Raw genomic sequence first — 24460 nt, 5'->3', positions numbered from 1 at the left:
AGTTGAGATCAAACACAAGGTTTGGCCAATTGTTTGACAAAATAGCATTAATTTTCTCCACCCAATTGTTGTAAAAGTTTAGCATTGTTGTAAAAGTTTGGCGATAAGAGCTGTCCATCCTGTTTGGTGATTTGCTCCATGCCCTTCTCCTGTATCCCCATGGAAAAATTCAAAAAAGAGAAAAAGATTCTGCCAATCCTCTTCGTGATTAAAGGGGCTATTTTTTGGGTAGATAGGACGCATTCCATCAGCACGTTTTAAAAATAAAGAGATAAGACGATTAGAAAGTTGTTTAGAAATTTCTCCTAGGTTCATGAGATTTCCCGATCCAGTCGGAAATTCGACTTTAAGTGAATCTCCATAGTAGTGATAGAATTTTTGTAATGATTCAATTAAAAGATAATTAATAGGAAACCAAATGGGGCCTCTCCAGTTAGAGTTACCTCCCGCAATAAGGCGAAATTCTGCCTCTCCTGGATGATAACTAATAAAGTGTTCTTGATTCCAAATTTTTAATGAGTAGGGATGCTTTTCATGATATTTAGAAAGAGAGCGAATCCCATATTCCGATAAAAACTCGTTTTCATCAAATAAATAGCCTAAAGTTTGAACCAGACGTTCTTTATCTAAAATAGATAAAAGATGTCTCGCTCCTGTACTCGTTTCTTCTACCGAAGCTAGTTTACTTGTATAGTCCGGCCTTTCTTTCAAGAACCATTCTAATCTCTGTTTGTAAATGGGTAAAGCATCAAGAATTCGACGGTCAATCGTTTCAACAGCTAAAATGGGTAATAAACCAACTAATGATCGAATACGCAAAGGAATGACATCACTACTTGTGTGAAGAGCATCATAGAAAAAACCATCTTCATTACACCATAGCGAATATCCCTTTTGCTCGGGTTTGATCATGGCACTGGCGATACGTAAGAAATGTTCAAAAAACTTTGTGGCAGAATCTTGATAAACGGGATTTGTTCTGGCCAGCTCGATAGAAATTTTCATCATTAAAATGCAGTAAAAACTCATCCAAGCTGTTCCATCCGCTTGATCAATGCGAGCATCATTAAGAGGGGAGCTTCTGTCAAAAATACTGATGTTATCTAAACCTAGAAAGCCTCCTTGAAAAACATTATTCCCTTTTTCATCTTTTTGATTAACCCACCAGGTAAAATTAAGCAAAAGTTTATGAAAAATGGCTTCTAGAAAATTTCGATCGGGTTTTCCTGTTTGTTTCCCGTCAATTTTATAAATCCTCCAGGCTGCCCAAGCGAGAACGGGAGGATTGACATCGCTAAAGTTCCATTCGTAAGCGGGAAGTTGACCATTCGGATGCATATACCATTCTCTTGTCATAAGAATCAGCTGACGTTTGGCAAAGTCTGGATCAATCAATACTAGTGAGATACAATGAAATCCAAGATCCCAACTGGCATACCACGGATATTCCCATTTGTCGGGCATTGAAATAACATCAAAGTTGACAAGATGAATCCAACCTTGATTACGGTCATTTTGACGCTCCAGAGGAATTTGCTTATCTCCTCTTAACCATTGTTCAATATCATAATAATAGAGTTGCTTGGACCATAAAAGTCCCGCAAAGGCCTGTCTTTGTAAATTTTTTGCATCCTTATCTAAGGCTTGATTTTGAACTTGTTCATAAAAAAGATCCGCTTCATGTTTTCTTAATGAAAAGATCTCATTAAATCCCTCAAATGGGTGTTTAAGAGAATTTTTACATAAACGGAGGTGAAAAATTTCTGTGTGTTTGGCAGGGAGGATCGATTTATATAATGCAGCGCCTTTGGAACCTTTTTTAGCAGGATTTACTGCTGTTTTGTCTTGATGGACTAAATAACGGTCAAAAGCATCTTTCACATAAGGTGTTGGGTTGGGTTTTCCCATTAAACGTTCAAAGTTTGTATCATTTTCTGTGAAAATCCAATCGGGATTGTCTTGAGCATAAAGATAATAGGTGCGTAAAGCAGGATGTTCGATTTTAATAAACGAACGATTGCCTTCTTGTTCTTGAAATAAAAAAGGCTTCGTCGGTACATCTTCCATGGGACCTTCAGGGTATCCCCAACTCCACGTATTTCGAAACCAAACAGTCGGTAATAAGTAAAGAGGAGCAGCTTCAGACGCTTGATTAGTAATTGATAGACGAATAAGGATATCTTCATGCCCTGCTTTTGCATATTCTATCTGGACATCGAAATAGCATTTATCTTGAAAGATGCCTGTATCGATTAGTTCATATTCGGGATCACGAGAAGAGCGTCTTTGATTTACTTGAATAAGCTGTTCGTACGGGTAAGCTTGATGTGGATATTTATAGAGCATTTTCATATAACTATGAGTCGGAGTATTATCTAGGTAAAAATAATACTCTTTGACATCTTCACCATGATTGCCTTCTTGAGGATTTAAGCCAAAAAAACGTTCTTTAATAATCGGATCTTTTCCATTCCACAAAGCAATTGCAAAACAAACGTATTGATGTCGGTCTGAGATTCCTCCAATTCCATCTTCATTCCAACGGTAGGCTCGCATTCTAGCATGATCATGAGGGAAATAGTTCCATGCATTTCCTGTTTCACTATAATCTTCACGCACAGTTCCCCAAGCACGATCACTTAAGTAAGGCCCCCATTTTTTCCAATTCGAATGACGTTGATGATGCTCTAGTAAACGTTGGTGCTCTGGAGATGAAGTCATAAATATTTGAAGCAAAAGCTTAATTTAAATTTAAATTTTTTTGAGTACATATTTGTCTTACTTGACTCATAACATTTATTGGAATTTATCAAATCAACATTGCGTAAATTATTTATTAAAAATTAACTTGTTTTTATTTTTTGACCAAATTTCTTCAAATTATTTTTTGAAATTCATAAAATTTTTAGAACTTTTTTAAGAATCAACTTTTTAAAAAGGAAAATTTAAGCATTTTTAGTTTCAACTGACAACTGCCCAATCAATTAATTAGGTCTTAGAAAATATCGCTGCCATTTTTCTTTTAGTAGGAGGAAGTTGAGATTATGAATATCACGCTAACAAACATATTTGAAAGCCCAGATAAAATTGAAATTAGGCGGCCGTAGGTACAAATGAAAAGCATATCCTGTCTCAGTTTCTAATAGAGAATTTATTATTGGTATTGGCGGGAGGCTCTGCTTGTTATATTTGTGGGGTTTCTTATTTTATCAATCAATTTTTACGTTTATTTAGTCATAAAAATTTAATTTGTGATGAGTGTTATTTTTTTGAATCAGCCTTAAGCTTGGAACTCATGAATTTTCTACTCTAAAAATTCGGTACTGAATTAATATCGTCTGCAACAAAAAGCGCTCAATAGCATTCACTATCGGTAGAAATTGTTAAGGGAGAAATATGAAAGGAATTGTTCTAGCCGGAGGAAGTGGCACAAGACTTCATCCATTAACATTGGGAGTGACTAAACAGCTACTGCCAGTTTACAACAAACCGATGATTTATTATCCCCTTTCAGTTTTATTATTAGCCGAAATAAAAGATATCTTGATCATTTCCACTCCAGAAGATATGCCTGTTTTTAAACGACTGCTTGGGGATGGATCTCACTTAGGTGTTCGTTTTACCTATGAGATGCAGCCAAAACCAAACGGTCTCGCCGAAGCTTTTATTATTGGTAAAGATTTTATTGGAAAGGATTCTGTTTGTCTGGTGCTGGGAGATAATATTTTTTATGGGAGCCATTTGAGCAATCTTTTAAAAAGTGCCAAGGAAAAAAAAGAGGGGGCTACTTTATTTGGTTATGAGGTAAAAGATCCTGAAAGATATGGTGTCGTTGAATTTGATGGGCAGGGTAAAATTTTGTCGATCGAAGAAAAGCCTAAAATTCCGAAATCTTCTATTGCTGTGACAGGTCTTTATTTTTATGATAATCAAGTCGTAGACATAGCTCATGGCTTAAAACCCTCTGCACGAGGAGAATTAGAAATCACAGATGTCAACCAAGAGTATTTAAATAGAGATCAAGCATGTGTTCATGTGATGGGAAGAGGATATACTTGGTTAGATGCAGGGACTTATGAAAGCCTTATGCAAGCAAGTCAGTTTGTTCAGGTGATTGAGCAAAGACAAGGACACTGCATTGCTTCTTTAGAAGAAATTGCTTACAATCAAAAATTTATTTCTCAAACCCAGTTAAAATTGTTGGGTGAAAAACTCGGGAAAAGCTTGTACGGACGTTATTTAATGGAAATTGCAGAAAAAGGACCTTACTATGGAAATCATTGATTTGCAACTTAAAGGGTTAAAATTGGTGAAGCCTAACGTATTTAAAGATAATAGAGGTTTTTTTCTAGAAAGTTTTCAGCAACCTCTTTATCAAAAAATGGGGATTCAAGAGATTTTTCTACAAGATAATCATTCTTTTTCTCAAAAAGGGTGTATTCGTGGAATGCATTTCCAATCTTTTCCAGGTCAGGCAAAACTTGTGAGAGTGGCTGTGGGAAAAATTTATGATGTGGCTGTTGATATTCGTCCTGAATCTCCTACATTTGGACAGTGGGAAGGGATTGTTTTAGATGATAAAAATCACCATCAACTTTTTATTCCAGTAGGATTTGCGCATGGATTTTGCGTTTTGAGTCAAGAAGCCCATGTAATGTATAAAGTGAGCACTCCCTATGATCCTCTCTATGAAAAAGGTTTTCGTTGGAATGATTCACAAGTAAATATTCAATGGCCTATAGAGCAACCAATAGTTTCTGAAAGAGATAAACAATCTCCTTCCTTTCGTGAAAGCATGCTTCAATTAACTGAGATTAGAAAATGAAAAAGATTTGGGTATGTGGCGCATCGGGTATGCTTGGTTCCCATTTTAAACGTTTATTAAACAAACGGCAACTGTCTTTTGTTGCCAATGATGATAAAAAAATTGATATTACCAATTTAGAAGCCGTTTTAGATTTTGTAAGAACAGAACAAATCACTCATATCATCAATTGTGCGGCTTACACACAAGTTGATAAAGCTGAAACAGATCTCAAACAAGCTTATCTCGTCAATGCCTGTGGACCACACCATCTTGGAATTGCAGCTCGGCATCAGAATGCACATGTCATTCATTTCTCGACTGATTATGTGTTTGATGGAAAAGAAAACTTGCCTTATACCGAAGAACATGCTTGCGCTCCCATTGGAGCTTATGGAATGAGTAAATTAGCTGGGGAAATCAAACTCTTAGATGAATTTGATCGCTCTTGTGTCATTCGCACATCTTGGTTATTTGGCTTACCAGGCAAAAATTTTGTTGAAACGATGTTAAGATTGATGAATGAAAAAGCACAGATCAAGATTGTTTGCGATCAGATGGGAAGACCGACTTATGCGCAAGATTTAGCTGAAGTTGCTTTACAATTTTTGGATAAGTCGGGAATTTATCACTTTGCTAACTCTTCTGAAACTAACTGGTATGAGTTTGCTAAAGAGATTTATAGACAAGGAAAGGAATTTCAATTGATTCAAAGAGATTGTCAAATAGAACCTATTATGACTCATGAATATCCAACACAGGCTAGACGACCTGCTTATTCTACTTTAAATACTCAAAAAATAGAATCTGTGCTTAGATGGAAACCACGTCCCTGGCAAGAGGCATTAAAAGATTACTTGACGATATATAAAAATTTCCAAGGTAAGCAACAGGTGAGCTAGTTATGCAACCAAGAAAAGTTCAAAATATTCTCGTGACTGGAGGGGCAGGTTTTATTGGATCAGCTTTTATTCGTTATTTACTTGCCCCTGAAACTGAATTTAAAGGAACTTGTATCAATTTTGATGCTCTAACATATGCGGGAAATCTAGAAAATTTAGCTTCCCTTTCAAGCGATCCTCGTTATATTTTTGAACAAGGCAATATCTGTAATGAAGCATTTATTGAACATGTCTGTCAAGAGCATGCAATTGATACAATTATTCACTTTGCGGCAGAAAGTCATGTAGATCGTAGTATTTTAGGGCCAAAAGTGTTTATTGAAACAAATATTTTAGGTACTTTTTCTTTATTAGAAGTAGTGAGAAAAAATCCTCACATTCATTTTCACCACGTTTCAACAGATGAAGTATATGGAACATTAGGGGCAGAAGGTTATTTTACAGAAGAAACAGCTTATCGACCTAACTCTCCTTACTCCGCTTCGAAGGCTTCATCTGACCATCTTGTTCGCGCTTATCATCATACCTATCATTTATCCACTTGCATTTCTAATTGTAGTAACAATTATGGACCTTATCATTTCCCTGAAAAATTGATTCCAGTCATGATTTTGAACTGTTTGGATCGTAAACCCTTACCTGTCTATGGACAGGGAGTTAATGTGCGTGATTGGTTGTATGTAGAAGACCACGCTAAGGCTCTTTACTTATTGCTTCAAAAAGGAAGAAGTGGGGAAACTTACAATATTGGTGGAGAAGCAGAATGGCGAAATATTGATTTGATACATGAAATCATCAGACAAATTGCAATTACTCAGCAAATAGAAGTTTCTGAACTTGAAAAGCTCATCACTTATGTTAAAGATCGGCCTGGCCATGATTTGCGTTATGCTATTGATTGTTCTAAAATCAAAAATGAGTTTGGCTGGTCTCCTTCCCACCGTTTTGAAGAAGGTCTCCATAAGACTATTCAATGGTACATACAAAATGAACAGTGGGTAAAAATATCCAAACGGGCAGTTATCGGAGATGGATAGAGCTTAATTACGCCGATCGTTAAATGAAGAAACTTTTTTTCGAAAGAGATCTCATTAATCCATGGCGACTTGCTGAGTTTTATTTGTGGTATTTTTTTTGCATAACCAAATTAAAGGAATGCAGGCCAAGAACACCCATCCTGTTAGCCAAAAGACATCATTAACAGCTAATAAATACGATTGAGCGGACAATAAATCTTCCAAAATAAGATTGGATTCAGGTTGACTTAAGCTAAGTGATTGTTTTAAATTTTCGTAAAATTCCCATGTTAAAGGATCATAAATTGTCGTTGCTTCTGTTAAACGGCTATGGTGAAAAATTTCTCTACGATCCCATAAAGTAACATACAAAGCCGTTCCGAATCCTCCTCCAGCAATTAATCGAATAAAATTAAAAATTCCTGAGGCGCCCGCTAATTCGTGATTAGGAATGGGAGACAATGAAATTGTTACAAGAGGGATAAAAAAGAAACTGAGACCGATTCCTTGAAAAAAGCGAGGAAGCATCAATTTAAATAAACTGACAGAAGGAGTCAATTCACTAAACCAAAAGAATGTTAGTCCAAAACTGATAAAACTAAATGTTGTCATGATTCTTGGATCAAATCGACTAACATTTTTTCCGATTGTAGAAGATAAAAATAGAGGAATTATTCCAATTGGCATAACAGCAACTCCTGCCCAAAAAGCCGTGTAACCCATTTCTGTTTCTAACCAAAGGGGAAGTAAGACAGCGCTTCCAAAAAACATGAGAAATCCTATCGCTCCCAAAATTGTTCCGATTGTAAAGTTACGATGTCTAAAATAAGAAAAATTCATGACTGGATGTTTCGCATAATAGTTCCAGGGAATAAAAAGTGTAAAAGCGATTACGCAAGTCACGATAAGGACACGAATAGTCAAAGAGTTTAACCAGTCTAATTCTTGCCCTTTATCTAAAAAAACTTGCAATGAGCTAATGCCAATGGTCAAAAGTAAAAGGCCAGTCAGGTCAAGAGGAACTTTAGATTTTCCTTCGTGAGGAGGATCTTGAATTAAAAGACCTGTCATCCAAGCCGATAAAAAACCAATGGGAATGTTAATATAAAAAATCCAGGGCCAACCATAATTATCTGTAATATATCCTCCTACAATTGGTCCTAAAATAGGGGCTACAATAACGATCATCGACCAAAAGCCAAGTGCGACCCCTTTTTTTTCTTCCGGATAATTTGTTAACAATAAAGCTTGTGATAAAGGAATTAAAGCCCCTGCAGATGCCCCCTGTAATGTTCGAAAAAGAATAAGTACATTCAAATCCCAAGCCAAACCACAAAGCCATGAAGTGATTGAAAAAAGACTAGTGGACCAAATGAATAAACGAACCCGCCCAAAACGAGCTGCTAACCAACCTGTGATAGCTAAAACGATTCCGTTGCTAATGGCAAATGAAGTAATTACCCATGTTCCTTGGTTAGGGCTAACGGCTAAATCACCGGCAATGTGAGAAATTGATACGTTAGCAATTGAACTGTCTAAAACCTGAATAAATGTTCCAAGACCTAATGCAAGTGTTAAAATAATTAATGCCGCTGGGCTTAAAGTTTTAACTGGCATATCAAGATTTGTGGTTTAAATTAGCTTGAATAATACTATCAATAAGTTCTTGAGCAGGCTGCATAGGAATATCGTAAACAGAAGTTGTGAGTATGGGGTTGTAAACAGGATTGGAGGCTAATCGATCGCCTAGTTGATTTTTCGTGTCGACAACAACATAGGTGGATAGACCTAAAAACAGGGGGAATTGTTTAAGTTCGTTAGAATCAAGAGAAATTCTAACTGGAACACGTTGAACAATTTTGATCCAGTTTCCAGTAGCATTTTGAGGAGGTATTAAAGAAAAAACACTTCCAGTTCCAGCTAATACTCCTAATACTTTACCATGATAAAGCACGGAAGAGCCATACATGTCACTTTTAACAGTGACGGGTTGTCCTATTCGAATATCACGCAATTCTGTTTCTTTGAAATTGGCATCTATCCAAATTTGATCGAGAGGAATAATACTCAATAGAGAGCGTGTTGTTGAGACCCATTCTCCTACTTGTATTTTTCTTTGAGAAATAAAACCTGAGACGGGAGCTAAAATTTTGCATCGCTTTAAATTAACATAGGCTTGCTTCAGTGCAATTTCTTTATTCTGAATATTGGGATGATTTTCCAATGATGTTGCGCCTATAGCAGCAATGGCGCTATTTAATTCATGTTTTGATAAGTTCGTCGCAGCTTGTGCAACAGTTAAATTAGCTTGTGCATGATTGAGATCTTCAATCGAAATAGCTTCAGTATTTCTTAAGGAATTACGACTTTCAAAATCTTCTTGAGCTCGTTTTAAATCGGCTTGTTTTAATTCAAGAGCGGCTTTTTTTTGTTGGACAGTTTCATAAAGTTGTTGAACTTCCCTGACAGCTAAAGCTAGCTCAACTTGAGCTTGTTCAAAAGCTAATTGATAGAGTGTTGGATCAAGTTCTATCAGTAGCTGGCCTTGTTTTACAAAATCTGTATTATCTGCATAAATAGCTGTAATGGTTCCTTGTTCAGGAGACATCAAATTAACAATGTTACCATTGACATAAGCATCATCTGTCGATTCATGAAAACGAATGAACAAATACCAATAAATAGTTGTTAGAATAGTTAATAATAAAAAAACAAAAAAAATCTTTAATAAAATTTTATTCCTTTTTTTCTTATTGAGAAGATCTAGATTAGGAGAAGAAAAATCTTGATTAGTTGTAGGTTCTTTTTCAGTCATATTTTTATTATCTTATATCTTTTTAAGAAAGGGGTAAAATTTCTAAATAAATTTGTAGTTGACTAATGTTCAAATTAGGATGTTTAGGGTTTTGAGAGCTAATTGGTTCAATACACACAAATGATGCGTCTTTAGGATGATAAAGTTGCCAACAATTTTCTTCACAAACAGATTGATAACGTGTTTTTAAAGAATAAGTATCTGTTTCTAATAAAATTTCTCCCATTAAAGGGTCTGGGAAAGGCCTAAAAGTAAAATCTGCTTCTTCTTTTAAATCAAAAACTAATTGTTGTTGCAAATCAAATGACCAAGATGAGGGAATCGATTGAAGGTAATTTTCTATTCTCACTTTATCTTGCACAAAACTAGTTATTTTCCCTCGATGATTGGGAAGAGAGTAGTAATAGTGAATACCTACGAGGGAATTTGTATCACTAATAATAGAAAGTTGTAGAGAAAGTCCAGTCGGCGTTAAATCAGCTTGTAATTCAAACTTAAAATTCTGTCCTTCTAATGTGGAAAGAAGAACCCCATTCCAGAGATCTTTTCCTGTTAGCAGGCCATTTAATTGAGTTTGAGTAAATGTCGTTTGCCAAGGAGCATAACGAGCAATGCCATGTGAAAATGGGTCTTGAGTCCCTTTTGCCTTGACTCTACCAATGTGGGGAAAAAGTGTTTCATCTGCAATTTTAGGAAGGCTTTCTGCTCGCCGGCGATGAAAGTGTGGACCAATTAATGCTCCTAAACCAGCAAAGCGCTCTTCAAAAAGATTCCAAGTCGATTGTTCAATGACTTCAATATTTCCTCTTTTGAAGCTGATGAGATTTAATCCATGGTCAGGAGTAAAAGTAGCCTCTAGTTTTTCTCCGTTTTCAGTTCGATTTTCTAGTTTAATTATATTCATGGAGCAATCAACTATCGGTTAGATTCTTTTAAATGTGCATCATGAATAAGAAATCTTTTTTAACAAAGTAAAAATTTAATTTTTATATAAAATTACTTGACGGTCAAGCCAAAGTAAGTAAAAGATAAGGACCCACAAAATGAGGGTGTAAAAAAATTTTTTGAAAGGAAAATTTTTTTCCAAAGTAGAGAAATTAGGAGTTGAAGAATCAAACCAAACTTGTAAATTAGCATTTGCTAGCCTATCAATAGCTTCTTTTGCTGCGAATGGATTGAGATAATGTTGTTGAAAAGAAGTGTAACCTGAAATTCTTTCTCCTTTGTAGGTGAATTGATAAAAACCTTTGGGAACAAATGTTTCATCATTAACTTTTTTTATTGACCATTTAATTTCGTTTGCTGGACGAGAGCAATTCAAGCGCTGATAATGATAGAAATCTAAAATAGCATTAATTGTGTAAAAAAACGTAACGATAATGATAAGACTAAAAAATGCAATCCAAATAGGGTTACGGTGTAAAATCATTTGGGAATCAATCGGTAAAATTCTTCGGGAATCGGGGATTCGATACGAATGATTTTTCTACTGATAGGATGTTTAAAAGCTAATAAATGAGCATGTAGACAGAGTCTTTTTAAAGGGTTGGTATGAGCTCCATATTTTTTATCTCCCACAACTGGATGTCCAGCAGATTGGCAATGAACGCGGATTTGATTTTTTCGTCCTGTTTCTAAAGTAAGTTCAACTAAAGAATATTTTTTTAATGTTTTCAAAGTTCGATAGTGGGTAATGGCTAGACGACCATAGGTTTCATCTTCGGTTTCATGAACGAAATATTGGCTATCTTCATAAAGATAGCTTTTCCAAATTCCCGAAGGGGAAAGTAATTGACCTTCTACAATAGCTGTATAAGAGCGGCTAATATCATGAACTTCAAATAAATCTTTCAACCCCTTACAAGTCTTTTCATTGAAAGCAAAAACCATGACACCTGAAGTATCTTGATCTAAACGATGAACAACAAAAACTTTTCTAGGTTTATAATGAGCTTTTAATAAAGCATGAGTAGTTTCACCCTTTTCGAAAGCTGTTGCTACACTTAAGAGTCCTGACGGTTTATAAATGATGGCCAAATCAGCATCTTCGTAGAGAATTTGAATGCCACTCCCGACGATTTTTTTTCTTTGGTTTAGGCTTATGACTTGTCCTTCTAAAACTTCAAAATGATTATTTTTTACAACAATTCCATCCACTTCAATTCGACCTTCCTTGATCCAAGAACGAAGAGTGTTTTTAGAACTTTGTGGGGAAAGAAGTGTTAAAGCTTCAAAAATCGGGAGATTGGTCTGACAAGTTAATTTCATAAATTCTTTAAATTTTTAGGTTGGTAAGGGCATCATTTTGCTAGGAATGAAACTTTTTTCCAAGATAATTGTATTTTAAGTTTCGACTATTTTATTTGCTTTATCATTTCTATTTGGAGAAAACAGATGAAATAAGCCAATGAATTAAAAAAAATATTTTAATAAGTATTGGAGGCAAATAAAATAAGCTTGATTTTTTGCAGCAACAGGGGAAAGTTGACTAATAACAACCGACTAAAAGAAGAATAGCTTTAATTCTGAGTACAGGGGAAATGAATTGCGATCTAAAAAATGATTTAGTTTGGGATTAATTCAATAAAAATGGCGAAAAGAAAGCTAAAGGGTTAACTAAGACATCTCTCGATGTTTTTGTGGCATTATTAACTCCTTATAAAGGCAGTTATTATATTTGGCCAATAAATTTTAATCTATCAACTCTGGAATAAATTAAGTAATCTTTGACGAATTAAGTTGCATTTCCTATAATTAAATCCTCCAAATGAAAAGTTATTAACCCTTAGAGGAAAAATGGCAAAACAAGAAGTAGCAGCAAAGAAAGTAAAGCGGCCAACAGCGCTTAAGCGCGATTTGCAAAACAAGAAAAAACGTCTTAACAACAAAATTTACAAATCACGTTTTCGAACAGCTGTACGTTCTTTTCAAGAGTCTTTAGTAAAAGGTGATGAAACTTTATCTAAAGCTAAACTAGATGAAGTGTATAGTATCCTAGACAAATGTGCGAAAAAAGGTGTTTTTAAGTTAAATAAAGTTAGCCGCACAAAATCTCGTTTAGCTGCTCGTGCTGCCGCTAAAGCGTAAGTTGCTGATTACTGATAACCCAAAACTTTAGACCTTAAAATATAAAATCTCTTGTATAACTTAATTTGGATAAAGTTGATGTTAAACAAGAGATTTTGTGTATTTATAGATTTTAAATTTATCTACAAAACAAGCTTGTGATGATGATTCGTTTATATACATGTATTTTTGTATTTCTTTTAAATATTTTAGGGTCTGAGGAGCTTAAACCAGATTTAACAATCATGGTTCCCATGAGAGATGGAGTATCTCTTCCCACAGATCTTTATTTGCCAACTCCGGAAGCTCGAAATCTTCCTTGCATTTTGATTAGAAGCCCTGCTGGTCGCGATTCGACATGGAAAAGTTTCGCCTCAATGGCAAAAGCAGGATATGTGATTGCAATTCAAGATACGCGTAGTGTATTAGATCTTGAAGGAAAAACATTTCCTTTTTTGTCAGATGGATGGGGAAAATTGCAAGATGGATATGATGCGGTAGAATGGCTGGCTAAAAGTCCCTATACGAATGGAAAAATTGGAACCTGGGGTTCTTCAGCTGTAGGAATCACGCAACTACTCCTGGCTCCCACTCAACCTCCGCATTTGGTTTGCCAATACATTATTGTAGCTGCAGCGAGTTTATATCATCATGGACTTTTTCCTGGAGGACTTTTGCTCAAGCATCAAGCTGAAAGTTGGCTTGGTTATTACGCTCGTGACACTGGTGTTCTTAATTACGTTTCTCAACGGCCTTTCTATAACGAGTTTTGGAAACAATTGAATACCTCTGAAATGGCCCATCGAGTAAAAATTCCCGGAATGTTAGTCGCGGGGTGGTATGATACTTTCTTACAAGGAACTTTAGATGCATTTGAAGCAAGGCAACGAGAAGGTGAAGAAGGGGCTAAAGGAAAACAAAAATTAATTATTGGCCCTTGGACACACTTTTGGCCTTTATCTAATCATTTTGGTGATTTTAAAATCCCTGTTGCAGGGGAAAATCCTCCTATGGATATTTCTCCAAAACGTTGGTTTGATCATTATTTAAAGGGAGAAGTAAATGAAGTTGAATCTCTACCGCCCGTCCTTTATTATGTGATGGGGCCATTTGATGGATCAACTTCAAGCGGAAATATTTGGCGTACATCTGAGGTATGGCCTGTACCCACTTTGGCTACAGCTTTTTATTTAACTTCTCAACACACACTTCAACAAACCCCTCCCTCTCTAGGCCTTTTAGCTTATACGTATGACCCAACTAACCCTATTCCCACTAGAGGTGGGCGTAATTTATTTTTAGAATCAGGTCCTGTAGATCAACAAAATATTGAAAAAAGAAAGGATATTCTTGTATTTACAACAAATCCTCTAAAGGAAGATCTAGAAGTAACGGGAAAGTTATCGGCAAAATTGTTTGTTTCCTCAGATCAACAAGACTCAGACATTGTTGTTCATCTTACAGACGTTTATCCGGATGGTAAAAGTGTTTTGATTTCAGAAGGGGGTATACGTTTAGGAGTGTTTTGTTATCAAAATGATTCAAAAATTGATTTGAAATCAGACCAACCAGTTGAAGTAGATCTCGACTTATGGTCCACAAGTTTAGTTTTTGCGAAAGGACATTCAATTCGGATTTCTATTAGTAGTTCTAACTATCCTCGCTACGAAAAAAATCTTAATGTGGGATTAATTGGCAGCCAGAGAGGAGAATTTAAATCTGCACACAATACCATTTATATGGGAGAAAAATACCCTTCACAACTTATTTTGCCTGTTGTACGTAAGGGAGAAACTTGGTTGACAAGAGAGCAACCATCTGTCAAGCTAATGGAAAACTCCTTATGAAAGTCGTAATTTTAGCAGCAGGAAAAGGAAGTCGATTAGATCATTCAGAAGGACATGATCCTAAAGCTTTAACTCGTTTAATCAATCGTCAAACAATTTTAGAATATCAATTAAATGCTTTAAAAACCTGTATTTCATTAGATCAAGTTTTCATTGTCGTTGGTTATCAGAAAGAAAAGATCATGGATATTTTTCCTGAACTTCTGTATGTTTATAATCCTGACTTTGAGCAAGAAAACACAGCTAAGAGTCTTGCAAGAGCCCTTAAAAAAATTGATGAAGACGTTTTATGGATAAATGGAGATGTTATTTTTTATCCTTCTATCTTAAAAACTCTTCTGGAATTTGATCAAACAGCCATGATTGTGAATCGTACGAAAGTAGCGGAGGAAGAAGTTAAGTATCGGACTCATAAAAACGGCCAGATTATAGAAATTTCTAAAACAGTCGAATTTCCTGAAGGGGAAGCTCTTGGCATTAATTTTTACAAAAAAAGAGACTTAAATTTGTTAAAAGAGTCTCTAAATATTTGTGAAAATCAAGATTATTTTGAAAAGGCTATTGAGAAATGTATAAAGAAAGGACAAATTGTTCAACCCGTCTTAATTGAAATTAATCAATGTGCAGAAATAGATTTTCCCGAAGATCTAGTTAAGGTTAATCAACTTTTGCAAGCTTGGCAAAATTTTTAAAATCTTCGTTTTTATTTAAGGATTAAATCGTGTCTCGCTTTCGTCGTCAAAAACGAATTGATTTTAATCATTATGATATTCCGACTAAAGCTAATCGAATTTTGAATTGTATTTTGATAGCGATGATTTTGATTATCATTAGAGTTTGGAATTTAGCTGTCATTCAATATGATCAAAAGTTGGAAGAGTCTCAAAAGCCGCAGCGGAAAGTTGTCATTGAACCTGCGACGCGAGCAACTATACGAGATCGATTCAACCTTCCTCTTGCTCTTAACCGCCCACAGTATCAAGCCACTATTCTTTATTCTCAATTAAAAGATATTCCATCTTTTGAATGGCAAAAAAATGAACAAGGAAAAAGAGTAAAGGTTTTCAAAAGAAAAATATATATTCGTGATTTAGCTCAATTACTAGCTTTTGAATTAAATTTAGATGCTGAACGCATTGAAGATTTGATTCACTCTAAAGCGTCTTATTATGCACAAGTTCCTTTTGTCATCAAAGAGCAAATAAGCGAATCGGAATTTTATCGCCTTAAAATGTTAGAAAAGGATTGGCCTGGGATACATACTCGTTTGTTATCTAAGCGATACTATCCTAAAGGAAAAGTAGGGGCTGATATTATTGGATATATGGGAGCGATTAATAAACAAGAATATGAAAAAATTTTTCACGAAATTAAAGGATTACAAACTTTTATTCGTGAACGTGAAGAAGGGATAGAAACTGAGTTACCCTTGGGTATTTCAAGCTCTTTTCATGCTCGAAAAAGACTTAAAGATTTAGAAGAAAAAGCCTATACGATTCATGATTATATTGGTAAAACTGGAATAGAAGGTATTTATGAAGAGGATCTTAGAGGTTTTTATGGCAAACGGAACTACTATTCTGATTCAAGAGGAAATTTTTTATGGGAACTCCCAGGTTCAAGAACCCCTTTGTCCGGTCACAGAATACTTTTAACGATTTCTGCTGAATTGCAAGAGTATGCCGAACAATTACTTGCACAAAACGAAGAATTAAGGTTAGTACGTAAATCAGCTTTAGGACCTGTAAAAAAAACAGTAATTGCACAAAAAGAGCCTTGGATAAAGGGAGGAGCTATTGTGGCAATGCAACCTTATTCTGGGGATATTATCGCATTGGCTTCTTACCCTCGTTTTGATCCTAATGATTTTATTTCATTTGGAAAAGGAGGTGATTTTAAGCAAAAAAAAGGAAACATTAATCGTTGGTTTGAAAATGACGTATATTTAGCTGATCTTTGGAATCAAACTTTACCGTTGCAAAGAGAGCGTTATGATCAATTGACGCAAACATTTTATGATGAAAAAAAAATATTAACTTGGCAAACGTACCTAGATTTTATTCTTCCAGCAAAGAGTCTGTTAAGATCTAAAATGGACCATATGCAAACCATTGGCCAAGCGATTCAACTCCAAAGATCAGTCGAAGCTTTGCGTGCTCTTTATCCTGACTGGAATCTTTATACTTTATTTAACTGTCTTTATGCAGATGAAAATCACGAAGCTTTTAAGCCTATTTTAAAGTTATCTGAAAAGCAAAAATTGTTAATTGATTTTCAAAAACATCAGGATGAAGTTGCGCTCATTAAAAAAGATTTAGATCCCTATTTAGAAGAGCTTTCACAAAATTATGATAAAGTTTTGTTTATAGATTTATGTCGGCTTGCTTTAGATGAAACTCGTTTTTCAGAAGATCTTTTAAGGGAAGTTAAAGATCAATCACTAGCCAATTTTCGAGATTGGACAGGAAGCTTTGTCAAAATTCAGTCAGTTGTCAAAGAAATGACAAAAGAATTATTCCATGATATCGATTTTAAAGATTGGCGTATCCACGAAGAAAAATCTTTTTTAAAACAGAAGCGGCTAGAGGAGAAGTCGGCAAAAATTTATCCAAGGCCTTATTTAGATTATTTAGATCAAAAAGAAAATAAACTTTTTCAGAATTTTTGGTTAACCTATCAGTGGGATTTAATCGAAGCTTTTTTAAATGGAAAACAATTTTTAACAGAAAATACGCATTTAATGATTTATCTTGACCATTTCCGAAAATGGCATCAAGAGTTAATCCAAGGGGCTCATCAAGCTGTTGAATGGAAAAAAGAATTTGATCATTTGCAAAAATTGCCTAACTTAACATCGGATAATTTTGTTAGTTATTTACAAACAATGCGTTCATATGACGAGCTTAAACGTCCTCTATTTGGTAAATATCGGTATTTAAGAAATCAAAAAGAGCTATTAGAAAAGCATTTAGCAATGGCTTTTTATCCAGTTTATGGATTTGGATATGCTCGTTCTCATGCTTATCGACAAGCAACAATTCAAGGATCATTATTTAAACTAGTGACAGCTTATGCGGCGTTAACTCAACGTTACCAAAAACTTGATAAAAAAGTTGTGACATTTCATGATTTAAATCCTTTAACAATGATTGATGAGATTTTTCATATTGGAAATACCCGTTATATTGGTTATACAGATGAGGGAAAGCCTATTCCACAATTATATAAAGGAGGACGGCTACCGCGAAGTTTAGCACATCGGCATACAGGCAAGTTAGACCTTATCAAAGCTTTAGAAGTTTCTAGCAATCCTTATTTTTCTCTTTTAGCGGCAGAACATCTAGATCATCCCACCGATTTGGCTGATGCAGCACGCCTTTTTTCTTTTGGAAGTCGTACTGGAATTGAATTATCTGCTGAAATTTCAGGCAAGGTTCCGACTGACCTGGAATCAAATCGAACTGGTTTATACGCTATGGCAATAGGTCAACACTCTCTTGTTGTAACTCCTTTGCAAACGGCTGTGATGTTAGCTGCTATTGCAAATGGAGGAAAGATTTTGAAACCTAAAATTGTGCATTTGACTGCAGGTAGAGAACCTTTGCGAGGAAATGATCAAATTTCATGCCCTCCCCATTTTCTTTATCAGAATAGTTTTGCTTTAGTGGGATTAGATTTTCCTCTTTTTACAGCAATTTCTAATCAAAATCAGGAAAGTTTAGTAAAAATTATTGCCACAGAAGTTAAACGAGAAATTTTTATGCCTGAAATTGTTAGACAGATGCTTTTAAAAGGATTGAAAGCCGCTGCTATGAAATCTCACCAAGACAATCTTTCTAGTTTGACAAGAATTTACAAACAGCATCCTGAAGCTATTCGACAATTTACTGAAATGAAAGACCAACTTCTTGGAAAAACAAGTACTTCTGAATCTGTAGAAAATATTGATTTAGATTTAACAGAAGGAACAAACATTTATACGCATGTTTGGTTTGGCAGTATAGCCTTTGACCAAGGGAAAAGTGAAAAACATAAAAATGTTTTTATTTTTAAAGATGAGTTCGGTCAACCAGAACTTGTTATTGTCGTCTATTTACGCTATGGGGGATATGGGAAAGAAGCGGCTCCTTTAGCTGCTCAAATGATTAAAAAATGGCGGGAACTTAAGCTGAAATATCAGAATTAAACTTAAGTTAATGATAAGAATTCGAAAAAAGCCTGTTGCATAAAAATAATTAAATAGGAATAATATTGCTCATTCCACGCGCCTGTAGTTCAATGGTAGAACAGTAGCCTTCCAAGCTACGAGTGTCAGTTCGATTCTGATCAGGCGCTATAGATTCGTACCAAACTGGTATTATAATCTTTATGAGCTTCAATCGAGGCCATATTTACCAATAAAAACATGTTTAACCAAGACCGAAATCTTGCGTATCAGCAAGATGCCGTCGTCAACATAAAGGGACAAGGCTTGGCTCAGAATAAAAACCAAACACTACCTATTTCCATTAAAGATTTGCTAGAAGCAGGGGCCCATTTTGGTCACCAAACTAGCCGTTGGAATCCGAAAATGAAGCGTTTCATTTTCGAAGAACGCAATGGTCTTTACATCATAGATCTTGCAAAAACATTACAACAAATTCGTAATGCGGTAGACATTGTAAGAGATGTTATTGCTAAGCATAAATCTATTTTATTTGTCGGAACAAAAAAACAAGCAAAAGCTGTTTTACGTGAATTAGCTGAACAATGTGGTGAGTTTTATGTTTGCGAAAGATGGTTAGGTGGAATGCTTACGAACCTTTCAACTATTCGCCAATCTGTTAAAAAACTAGAGCGTATTGAGAAAAGAATTTCTACTGGCGGCGAAGGTTTAACTAAAAAAGAAATTTCTTTGTTAACGAAAGATCAAATTAAGTTGGAAAAAAACTTATCCGGTGTACGATCTATGCGTAAATCACCTGGATTAGTCATTGTTGTTGATCCAAGTAAAGAACATTTAGCGGTAGCAGAAGCTAATAAATTGGGTATTCCTGTCATGGGATTAGTCGATACAAATTGTGACCCAGATCCAATCGAACATGTTATTGCTTGTAATGATGATGCTTTAAAAAGCATTAAGTTGATTCTTGAAACATTAGCAAAAGCTATTATTGATAAGAAAAATGATATTAAAGTTTATGCTAGTAAAGAAGAACAAACTGAAGAAGCTGAAGAAGAAACTTTATCTTCTAAGTATCGTGAACAAGATTTTCAAGAAGCTAAGAGTGGTGCAAGAGGAGAAAAATAATATGGCGGCTGTAACTCCTGCGTTGATTAAAGAACTGCGCGAACGCACTGGCGTTGGCATGGGAAAATGTAAAGAAGCATTAGAAGAAGCAAATGGTGATATGGAGTTGGCAATTGCCAATCTTCGTAAAGCTGGAATGGCTTCTGCAGTAAAAAAAGAAGGCCGCGAAACGAAAGAAGGTATGATCGGTACAGCTGAAAATGAAAAAACAATAGCAATTGTTGAAGTCAATGCTGAAACTGATTTCGTTGTGAAGAACGAAAGATTTAAAGAATTTCTTGAAAACATTGCTCATGAAGTAGCAAATACTAATCCTTCTTCTCTAGACGCATTTTTACAGCAAAAGTATTCAAAAGAACCTTCTTTGACTGTTGACCAATACAGAGCAACAATCGTTCAAACGATTGGTGAAAATATTCAGATCAAACGTATTATGACTCTACAGAAAAGCCCAGAGCGTTCATTTGGTATTTATTCGCATTTAGGCGGAAAAATTGTAACGATGGTGGAAATTACTGGTAGTAATCAAGAAGAAGCCTTAGCTAAAGATATTGCGATGCATATTGCGGCTACTGCACCTGACTACTTATCTCCAGAAAAAGTTCCGCAAGAAATTATTACAAGTGAAAAAGACATTGCAAAAGGTCAAATTCAAGGAAAGCCTGCTAATATTGTCGATAAAATCGTAGAAGGAAAAATTAATGCATTCTATGATACTAATTGTTTAGTGCGCCAAAAATACATCAAAGATGATAGTTTAAGCATTACAGATTTAGTAAATCAACGTAGCAAAGCGGTTGGCAAAGAATTAGCTGTTACAAACTTCATTCGTTGGAATGTGGGTCAATAATAATCATTTATCTTAATGATTTCATTCAAAGGGTTTAGATAAAAATTTATCTAAACCCTTTTTTATTTAAAGTGCCTTTATTCATCAAAATTTACTAAGCACATTTGAAACTTCTCTTTGTATAAACTAAAAGTTTATAAATTCGGTAAAAAGAAAAATAAGGGCGCTAATTTTAAAACGACCTTTTCAGAATCCAAAGATTACTTTGATTGCAAATGACATTAAAAATTAAATTTAAAAAAATCATTGCAAATAATTTTTAAAAAAAACTACAGTGAAAAACTGGTAATTATTTTGCATTTATTTTAAGTTTTTGATTATAAATCATTTATGTATTCAACAATAAAGTTTTTTATGAACACCAAAAAATTCTTTTTCAAAATCCTGATCCTTCTTACTGGATTTTACTCGTTAGAAAATAGTGCACAAGCGCAGACCGATTTTTTTTATGAAGATTTTTATACCAATGATACTGGTATTTTCCCTGCTTTGAACCAATCGGAAGAGTTTTTGGTTATCCATGAACCTGGCGGTAAATTAATCACCTATTATCATCCATCAGGGACTAACATTGTCATTAAAGAAATTAAGCAGCAGTCAGATAAACCTTGCTTAGCTAGTCTATATTTAATTGAAGATCAAGGTATCTATGTAAAAACTGTCACTGATGCCGATTCAGTTGAGACTTTAGAAAGAGATGATAAAATCATTTTGGCTCTTCACGAAGCTATTTATGCCAATTCATGTGAAAAATTAGAGTTATTATCTTTAACTAAAAATTTGGAAAAAGATCCAAGGACATTAGATAATGTTGTTAATCTTTTAAGAAATTCTTGTCATAGCAAAAAATGTCCTAAAGGTCCTCCTGGACCTCAAGGCGCAACAGGTCCACAAGGCCCTCCGGGTCCAACAGGTGAAGGTGCAGGTCTAACAGGCCCAACTGGTTTGACGGGAGCCACAGGTTTGACAGGAGCAACGGGATTAACTGGAGCGGATGGTTTCCCAGGATCTAATGGTATGTCAGGGTCTAATGGTTTGACAGGAGCCACAGGATTAACGGGAGCCACAGGTTTGACAGGAGCAACGGGATTAACTGGAGCAGATGGTTTCCCAGGAGCTGATGGTTTATCGGGGACTAGGGGGTTGACAGGAGCCACAGGGTTAACTGGTGCTAGTGGGCCAGCTTTTGGCAATAATTATGTTTTTGCCTATGGAATAGAGACACAATCGGTAAATCCATCTCCAGTTAATGTGAGCTTTAATGTTTGTCCAATTTTAGATGGTTGGGTGCGCCCAACTAACACAACGTTCACTTGTAAACAAACAGGAATTTATTTAGTTCAAGTGAGAGGACAATTTACTCTAAATGTAATGGATGCCACATGCGCTCTTTGGGCAACCTTTAATGGCTCCCAAGTTGAAGGAACCCAGGTTTTTGGGGAATTGAGTGGAGAACTAACAACAGACACCATTCCATTGACTACAAATTTTTTATTGAATGCGACAAGTGGCCAAGATCTTATTATCCAAGCTGTCGCTAATCCTGGTGGTCAGCTTATCACTCCAGTTGGACAAGGCAGCCCTCCAACAGCTTGTTCAATCACTATTATTAGGATTTTATAATTTAACTCCAAACTCAATATGACTATTGAGTTTGGAAGCTAGCTATATATAAATTCTGGGGTTTCTTTAGAAATTTTGATAAACAATTTTTTTATTTTTTATAGATTTAAAAAGTTGAATCTTGAGAAGGGAAATAAGAATATTTTCGAAATAAATCAGCTAGCTCTTGAAGTTTGAAATAGGCAAAAATAGGAGCCCCTGAGGGGCTAAGATAAGGCATATCGCACATAAAAAGTTGATCGACTAATCCTTGACCTTCATCGATTGATAATTGGATATTTTTAGAAAAAGAAGAACGGCTAGCAGTTAAAGCAAGCTTTTCTGTTATTTTTATCTGGAGTTGCTGACTCTGTTGTAAAGTTGACAAATCTTGAATCATTTCTAACAAACAAGTTTCAATTTCTTGTTCAGGGATTATAGAAGGAAAAGCATCTAATACGAATGTTTGATTTCCAAATTCACGCATCGAAAAACCTAACTGATTTAAACTTTCTAAGTGTGCCTTTAATAACGTAGTTTCTGGAATAGAAAATTGGAACGTCAGAGGGACAATTAATTGCTGAATAGCTTGCTTTCCTTTGAGATTAAAAAGCAATTTTTCATATTTAATACGCGAATAGGCTTGTTTTTGATCGAGCAATAGAAGTCCATTCAATTCTTGATTGCTACTAAATGTTTCTTTTACTTGACAAGCATCTAACAAACAATAGCCTGTTAAAGTTTGTAATACTTTAGGCGCTTTTTGTTGATGGGAAATAAAAAAAGTTGGTTCTTCTTTAGTAGGAAGAGATCTAGTTTGGATAAAAGAAGAGGGATTAAAAATTTCATTTTTTAAATCTAAATTTTCTATGTTTTTAATAAAAGTGGGGTTTTCATCGATCGGTGTAGAAAATTTGTGATTAGGTTTGAATTCCCATGACTCTTCTTTGACCTGAAAAGGAGTTTGAAAAGAGGGGGCTGACCAAGGATAAACGCAAGTTTCATTTTGAACTTGGCTAGCCATTTCGGAAAAGGCTTGATGGGGATTTTCTTGTCTTAAGGCTTTTTGAACAGCATTGATTAAAGTTTCTTTAAGTTTTTGCTCCTGTCTTAAGCGCACTTCTTTTTTTTGTGGGTGTACATTAACGTCAAAAAGTGAGCCTGGAAGGCGGAGATGTAAAATAAAAACGGGATACCTATTTGTACCGAGCATAGTTCCATATCCTTCTCGAATAGCTACCCCAATAAGAGGAGAATAAACAGCACGGCGATTAATGAATAGGTATTGACTGGTTCGGTTAGGTTTATGAATAGAAGGTAGTCCAATGTAGCCTTCTATTTCATAAGGAGGAGAAGAAAAAGTAAGAGGGCAGAGAGAATGAGAAAATTCTTTACCTAATAATGTTTCGATTTTTTTTAATAATTGCTGTTGATGATTAATATCGATTGAAATAAGAGGCATTTTCAAGATGGATTTTTGATCGCTAATTAGCTCAAAAGCAATGTTTGGATAAGCTAAACTCAAATTTGTCAGAATTTTAACGATTTCTTGTGTGTCATAATTAGGTGAACGTTGAAATTTACGTCTGACTGGCACATTAAAAAAAAGTGATTTAACTTCAATTGTTGTACCAGGAGAACGAGTCGCTTTCCCATGTGATTGAATACGCCCACCTTCGACAATTGTCAAAGACCCTTGCATTAATTTATCAATTGAACTAACGCCTGATTGGGGTGTTGTAAGAAGTGAAAATTTCGAAATCGAAGCGATTGAAGGGATGGCTTCTCCTCTAAATCCCATAGTAAGAATATTTTCAATATCGTCCACATTTTTTATTTTGGATGTAGCGTGTCTTTCTAAACACAAAAGAGCGTCATCTTCGCTCATTCCACATCCGTTATCAGAAATACGAATAAGTTGTCGCCCTCCTCCCTGTATTTCAACGCAAATCTCTGTTGCTCCAGCATCCATAGAGTTTTCAACTAATTCTTTGACTACCGAAGCGGGGTTTTCAATAACCTCTCCAGCAGCAATTTGATTAATAGTTTGTTCAGTTAAAACATGGATTTTAGGTAACGAAGCCATAAGCCTGCCTGATTCGATTGAAAATGGGCCTTTTAAAACTAAATCAGAAACTTTTAAATCTTATTCAAAAATCGCATTTTTTTAGAAAATTTTAGTTATCCAATGTAGCGAAAAATTTTTGAGGATTACTTTTAAATTGACATGATCAAATATCAGTGAAAAATGATCTTCAAAAAATAATA

General features: G+C 35.2%; 17 protein-coding genes, 1 tRNA gene and 1 pseudogene. 12 read left to right on the top strand and 7 right to left on the bottom strand.

All coding sequences use genetic code 11. The features are described from left to right. Positions 1 to 78 precede the first annotated feature (78 nt). Entirely contained in the window at positions 79 to 2721 is a 2643-nt protein-coding gene (locus BU804_RS04590) for an MGH1-like glycoside hydrolase domain-containing protein (RefSeq protein WP_226996135.1), read from the bottom strand. A gap of 675 nt (positions 2722 to 3396) precedes the next feature. Between BU804_RS04590 and rfbA the strand changes: the two genes are divergently transcribed. The 4 genes and pseudogenes from rfbA (at position 3397) to rfbB (ending at position 6766) form a co-directional block, all read left to right on the top strand. Further along, a complete protein-coding gene (gene rfbA, locus BU804_RS04585) occupies positions 3397 to 4284 on the top strand; it encodes a glucose-1-phosphate thymidylyltransferase RfbA (protein ID WP_075883157.1) in 888 nt (295 codons plus the stop codon). Continuing rightward, positions 4271 to 4825: a dTDP-4-dehydrorhamnose 3,5-epimerase gene (gene rfbC, locus BU804_RS04580; protein ID WP_075883156.1), complete on the top strand. Its 555-nt coding sequence runs from the start codon at positions 4271 to 4273 to the stop codon at positions 4823 to 4825. Before rfbA ends, rfbC begins: the two co-directional genes overlap by 14 nt. Beyond that, positions 4822 to 5706 carry a dTDP-4-dehydrorhamnose reductase gene (gene rfbD / locus BU804_RS04575; protein WP_075883155.1) on the top strand — a complete coding sequence of 295 codons (885 nt, stop codon included), beginning with the start codon at positions 4822 to 4824 and terminating at the stop codon, positions 5704 to 5706. Before rfbC ends, rfbD begins: the two co-directional genes overlap by 4 nt. 2 nt (positions 5707 to 5708) lie before the next feature. Beyond that, positions 5709 to 6766: pseudogene (gene rfbB / locus BU804_RS04570) on the top strand (dTDP-glucose 4,6-dehydratase). Positions 6767 to 6797: 31 nt separating this feature from the next. On the opposite strand, the gene BU804_RS04565 reads toward rfbB, so the two are convergent. From BU804_RS04565 to BU804_RS04545, 5 genes are all read right to left on the bottom strand, one after another. Next, on the bottom strand, positions 6798 to 8339 hold the full coding sequence (locus tag BU804_RS04565; RefSeq protein WP_075883154.1) for a DHA2 family efflux MFS transporter permease subunit: 1542 nt from the start codon (positions 8337 to 8339) through the stop codon (positions 6798 to 6800). A 1-nt stretch (position 8340) separates the two neighbouring features. Next, complete coding sequence (locus BU804_RS04560) at positions 8341 to 9537, bottom strand: HlyD family efflux transporter periplasmic adaptor subunit (RefSeq protein WP_075883153.1); 1197 nt, start codon at positions 9535 to 9537, stop codon at positions 8341 to 8343. 22 nt (positions 9538 to 9559) lie between these two features. Beyond that, positions 9560 to 10441 (bottom strand): hypothetical protein, encoded by an 882-nt coding sequence (locus BU804_RS04555; RefSeq protein ID WP_075883152.1) that lies wholly within the window; start codon positions 10439 to 10441, stop codon positions 9560 to 9562. 75 nt (positions 10442 to 10516) lie between these two features. Further along, the gene (locus tag BU804_RS04550; RefSeq protein ID WP_075883151.1) at positions 10517 to 10966 is read right to left on the bottom strand and encodes a hypothetical protein; all 450 of its coding nucleotides are present in this window, start codon (positions 10964 to 10966) and stop codon (positions 10517 to 10519) included. Then, the gene (locus BU804_RS04545; RefSeq protein WP_075883150.1) at positions 10963 to 11805 is read right to left on the bottom strand and encodes an RluA family pseudouridine synthase; all 843 of its coding nucleotides are present in this window, start codon (positions 11803 to 11805) and stop codon (positions 10963 to 10965) included. Before BU804_RS04545 ends, BU804_RS04550 begins: the two co-directional genes overlap by 4 nt. Before the next feature lie 528 nt (positions 11806 to 12333). On the opposite strand from BU804_RS04545, the gene rpsT reads away from it, so the two are divergent. The 8 genes from rpsT to BU804_RS15780 all read left to right on the top strand — a co-directional run bounded on the left by rpsT (position 12334) and on the right by BU804_RS15780 (position 22213). Continuing rightward, on the top strand, positions 12334 to 12624 hold the full coding sequence (rpsT, locus tag BU804_RS04540) for a 30S ribosomal protein S20 (RefSeq protein ID WP_075883149.1): 291 nt from the start codon (positions 12334 to 12336) through the stop codon (positions 12622 to 12624). A 140-nt stretch (positions 12625 to 12764) separates the two neighbouring features. Beyond that, the gene (locus tag BU804_RS04535) at positions 12765 to 14450 is read left to right on the top strand and encodes a CocE/NonD family hydrolase (protein ID WP_075883148.1); all 1686 of its coding nucleotides are present in this window, start codon (positions 12765 to 12767) and stop codon (positions 14448 to 14450) included. After that, positions 14447 to 15142: a phosphocholine cytidylyltransferase family protein gene (locus BU804_RS04530; protein WP_075883147.1), complete on the top strand. Its 696-nt coding sequence runs from the start codon at positions 14447 to 14449 to the stop codon at positions 15140 to 15142. The genes BU804_RS04535 and BU804_RS04530 overlap by 4 nt, the downstream gene beginning before the upstream one ends. A 29-nt stretch (positions 15143 to 15171) precedes the next feature. Then, positions 15172 to 18636: a penicillin-binding transpeptidase domain-containing protein gene (locus BU804_RS04525; protein WP_075883146.1), complete on the top strand. Its 3465-nt coding sequence runs from the start codon at positions 15172 to 15174 to the stop codon at positions 18634 to 18636. Between the two features lie 78 nt (positions 18637 to 18714). Beyond that, positions 18715 to 18785 (top strand) — tRNA-Gly (locus BU804_RS04520). A gap of 136 nt (positions 18786 to 18921) precedes the next feature. Next, entirely contained in the window at positions 18922 to 19740 is an 819-nt protein-coding gene (gene rpsB, locus BU804_RS04515; protein WP_075883193.1) for a 30S ribosomal protein S2, read from the top strand. A 1-nt stretch (position 19741) separates the two neighbouring features. Then, positions 19742 to 20590, top strand: coding sequence for a translation elongation factor Ts (tsf, locus tag BU804_RS04510; RefSeq protein ID WP_075883145.1), 849 nt, complete (start codon positions 19742 to 19744; stop codon positions 20588 to 20590). Between the two features lie 354 nt (positions 20591 to 20944). Continuing rightward, entirely contained in the window at positions 20945 to 22213 is a 1269-nt protein-coding gene (locus BU804_RS15780) for a hypothetical protein (RefSeq protein WP_075883144.1), read from the top strand. A gap of 106 nt (positions 22214 to 22319) precedes the next feature. On the opposite strand, the gene mutL is transcribed toward BU804_RS15780, so the two are convergent. Next, positions 22320 to 24278 (bottom strand): DNA mismatch repair endonuclease MutL, encoded by a 1959-nt coding sequence (gene mutL / locus BU804_RS04500; RefSeq protein ID WP_075883143.1) that lies wholly within the window; start codon positions 24276 to 24278, stop codon positions 22320 to 22322. Positions 24279 to 24460: the final 182 nt, after the last annotated feature.

Origin of the sequence: Candidatus Protochlamydia sp. W-9, from assembly GCF_001950615.1 — a bacterium.
Taxonomy (GTDB): Bacteria; Chlamydiota; Chlamydiia; order Chlamydiales; family Parachlamydiaceae; genus Protochlamydia; species Protochlamydia amoebophila.
The sequence above is the reverse complement of the archived record's forward strand: the minus strand, read 5'-3'. Positions and strand labels throughout refer to the sequence as shown.

What these genes read in the sequence shown, in the direction of transcription:
- BU804_RS04590 (WP_226996135.1), bottom strand. Translation starts at nt 2,721, where the DNA reads ATGACTTCATCTCCAGAGCACCAACGTTTACTAGAGCATCATCAACGT.
- tsf (WP_075883145.1), top strand. Translation starts at nt 19,742, where the DNA reads ATGGCGGCTGTAACTCCTGCGTTGATTAAAGAACTGCGCGAACGCACT.
- BU804_RS04545 (WP_075883150.1), bottom strand. Translation starts at nt 11,805, where the DNA reads ATGAAATTAACTTGTCAGACCAATCTCCCGATTTTTGAAGCTTTAACA.
- BU804_RS04535 (WP_075883148.1), top strand. Translation starts at nt 12,765, where the DNA reads ATGATGATTCGTTTATATACATGTATTTTTGTATTTCTTTTAAATATT.
- rfbC (WP_075883156.1), top strand. Translation starts at nt 4,271, where the DNA reads ATGGAAATCATTGATTTGCAACTTAAAGGGTTAAAATTGGTGAAGCCT.
- BU804_RS15780 (WP_075883144.1), top strand. Translation starts at nt 20,945, where the DNA reads ATGAACACCAAAAAATTCTTTTTCAAAATCCTGATCCTTCTTACTGGA.
- BU804_RS04555 (WP_075883152.1), bottom strand. Translation starts at nt 10,441, where the DNA reads ATGAATATAATTAAACTAGAAAATCGAACTGAAAACGGAGAAAAACTA.
- BU804_RS04550 (WP_075883151.1), bottom strand. Translation starts at nt 10,966, where the DNA reads ATGATTTTACACCGTAACCCTATTTGGATTGCATTTTTTAGTCTTATC.
- mutL (WP_075883143.1), bottom strand. Translation starts at nt 24,278, where the DNA reads ATGGCTTCGTTACCTAAAATCCATGTTTTAACTGAACAAACTATTAAT.
- rpsT (WP_075883149.1), top strand. Translation starts at nt 12,334, where the DNA reads ATGGCAAAACAAGAAGTAGCAGCAAAGAAAGTAAAGCGGCCAACAGCG.
- BU804_RS04560 (WP_075883153.1), bottom strand. Translation starts at nt 9,537, where the DNA reads ATGACTGAAAAAGAACCTACAACTAATCAAGATTTTTCTTCTCCTAAT.
- rfbD (WP_075883155.1), top strand. Translation starts at nt 4,822, where the DNA reads ATGAAAAAGATTTGGGTATGTGGCGCATCGGGTATGCTTGGTTCCCAT.
- BU804_RS04565 (WP_075883154.1), bottom strand. Translation starts at nt 8,339, where the DNA reads ATGCCAGTTAAAACTTTAAGCCCAGCGGCATTAATTATTTTAACACTT.
- rfbA (WP_075883157.1), top strand. Translation starts at nt 3,397, where the DNA reads ATGAAAGGAATTGTTCTAGCCGGAGGAAGTGGCACAAGACTTCATCCA.
- BU804_RS04530 (WP_075883147.1), top strand. Translation starts at nt 14,447, where the DNA reads ATGAAAGTCGTAATTTTAGCAGCAGGAAAAGGAAGTCGATTAGATCAT.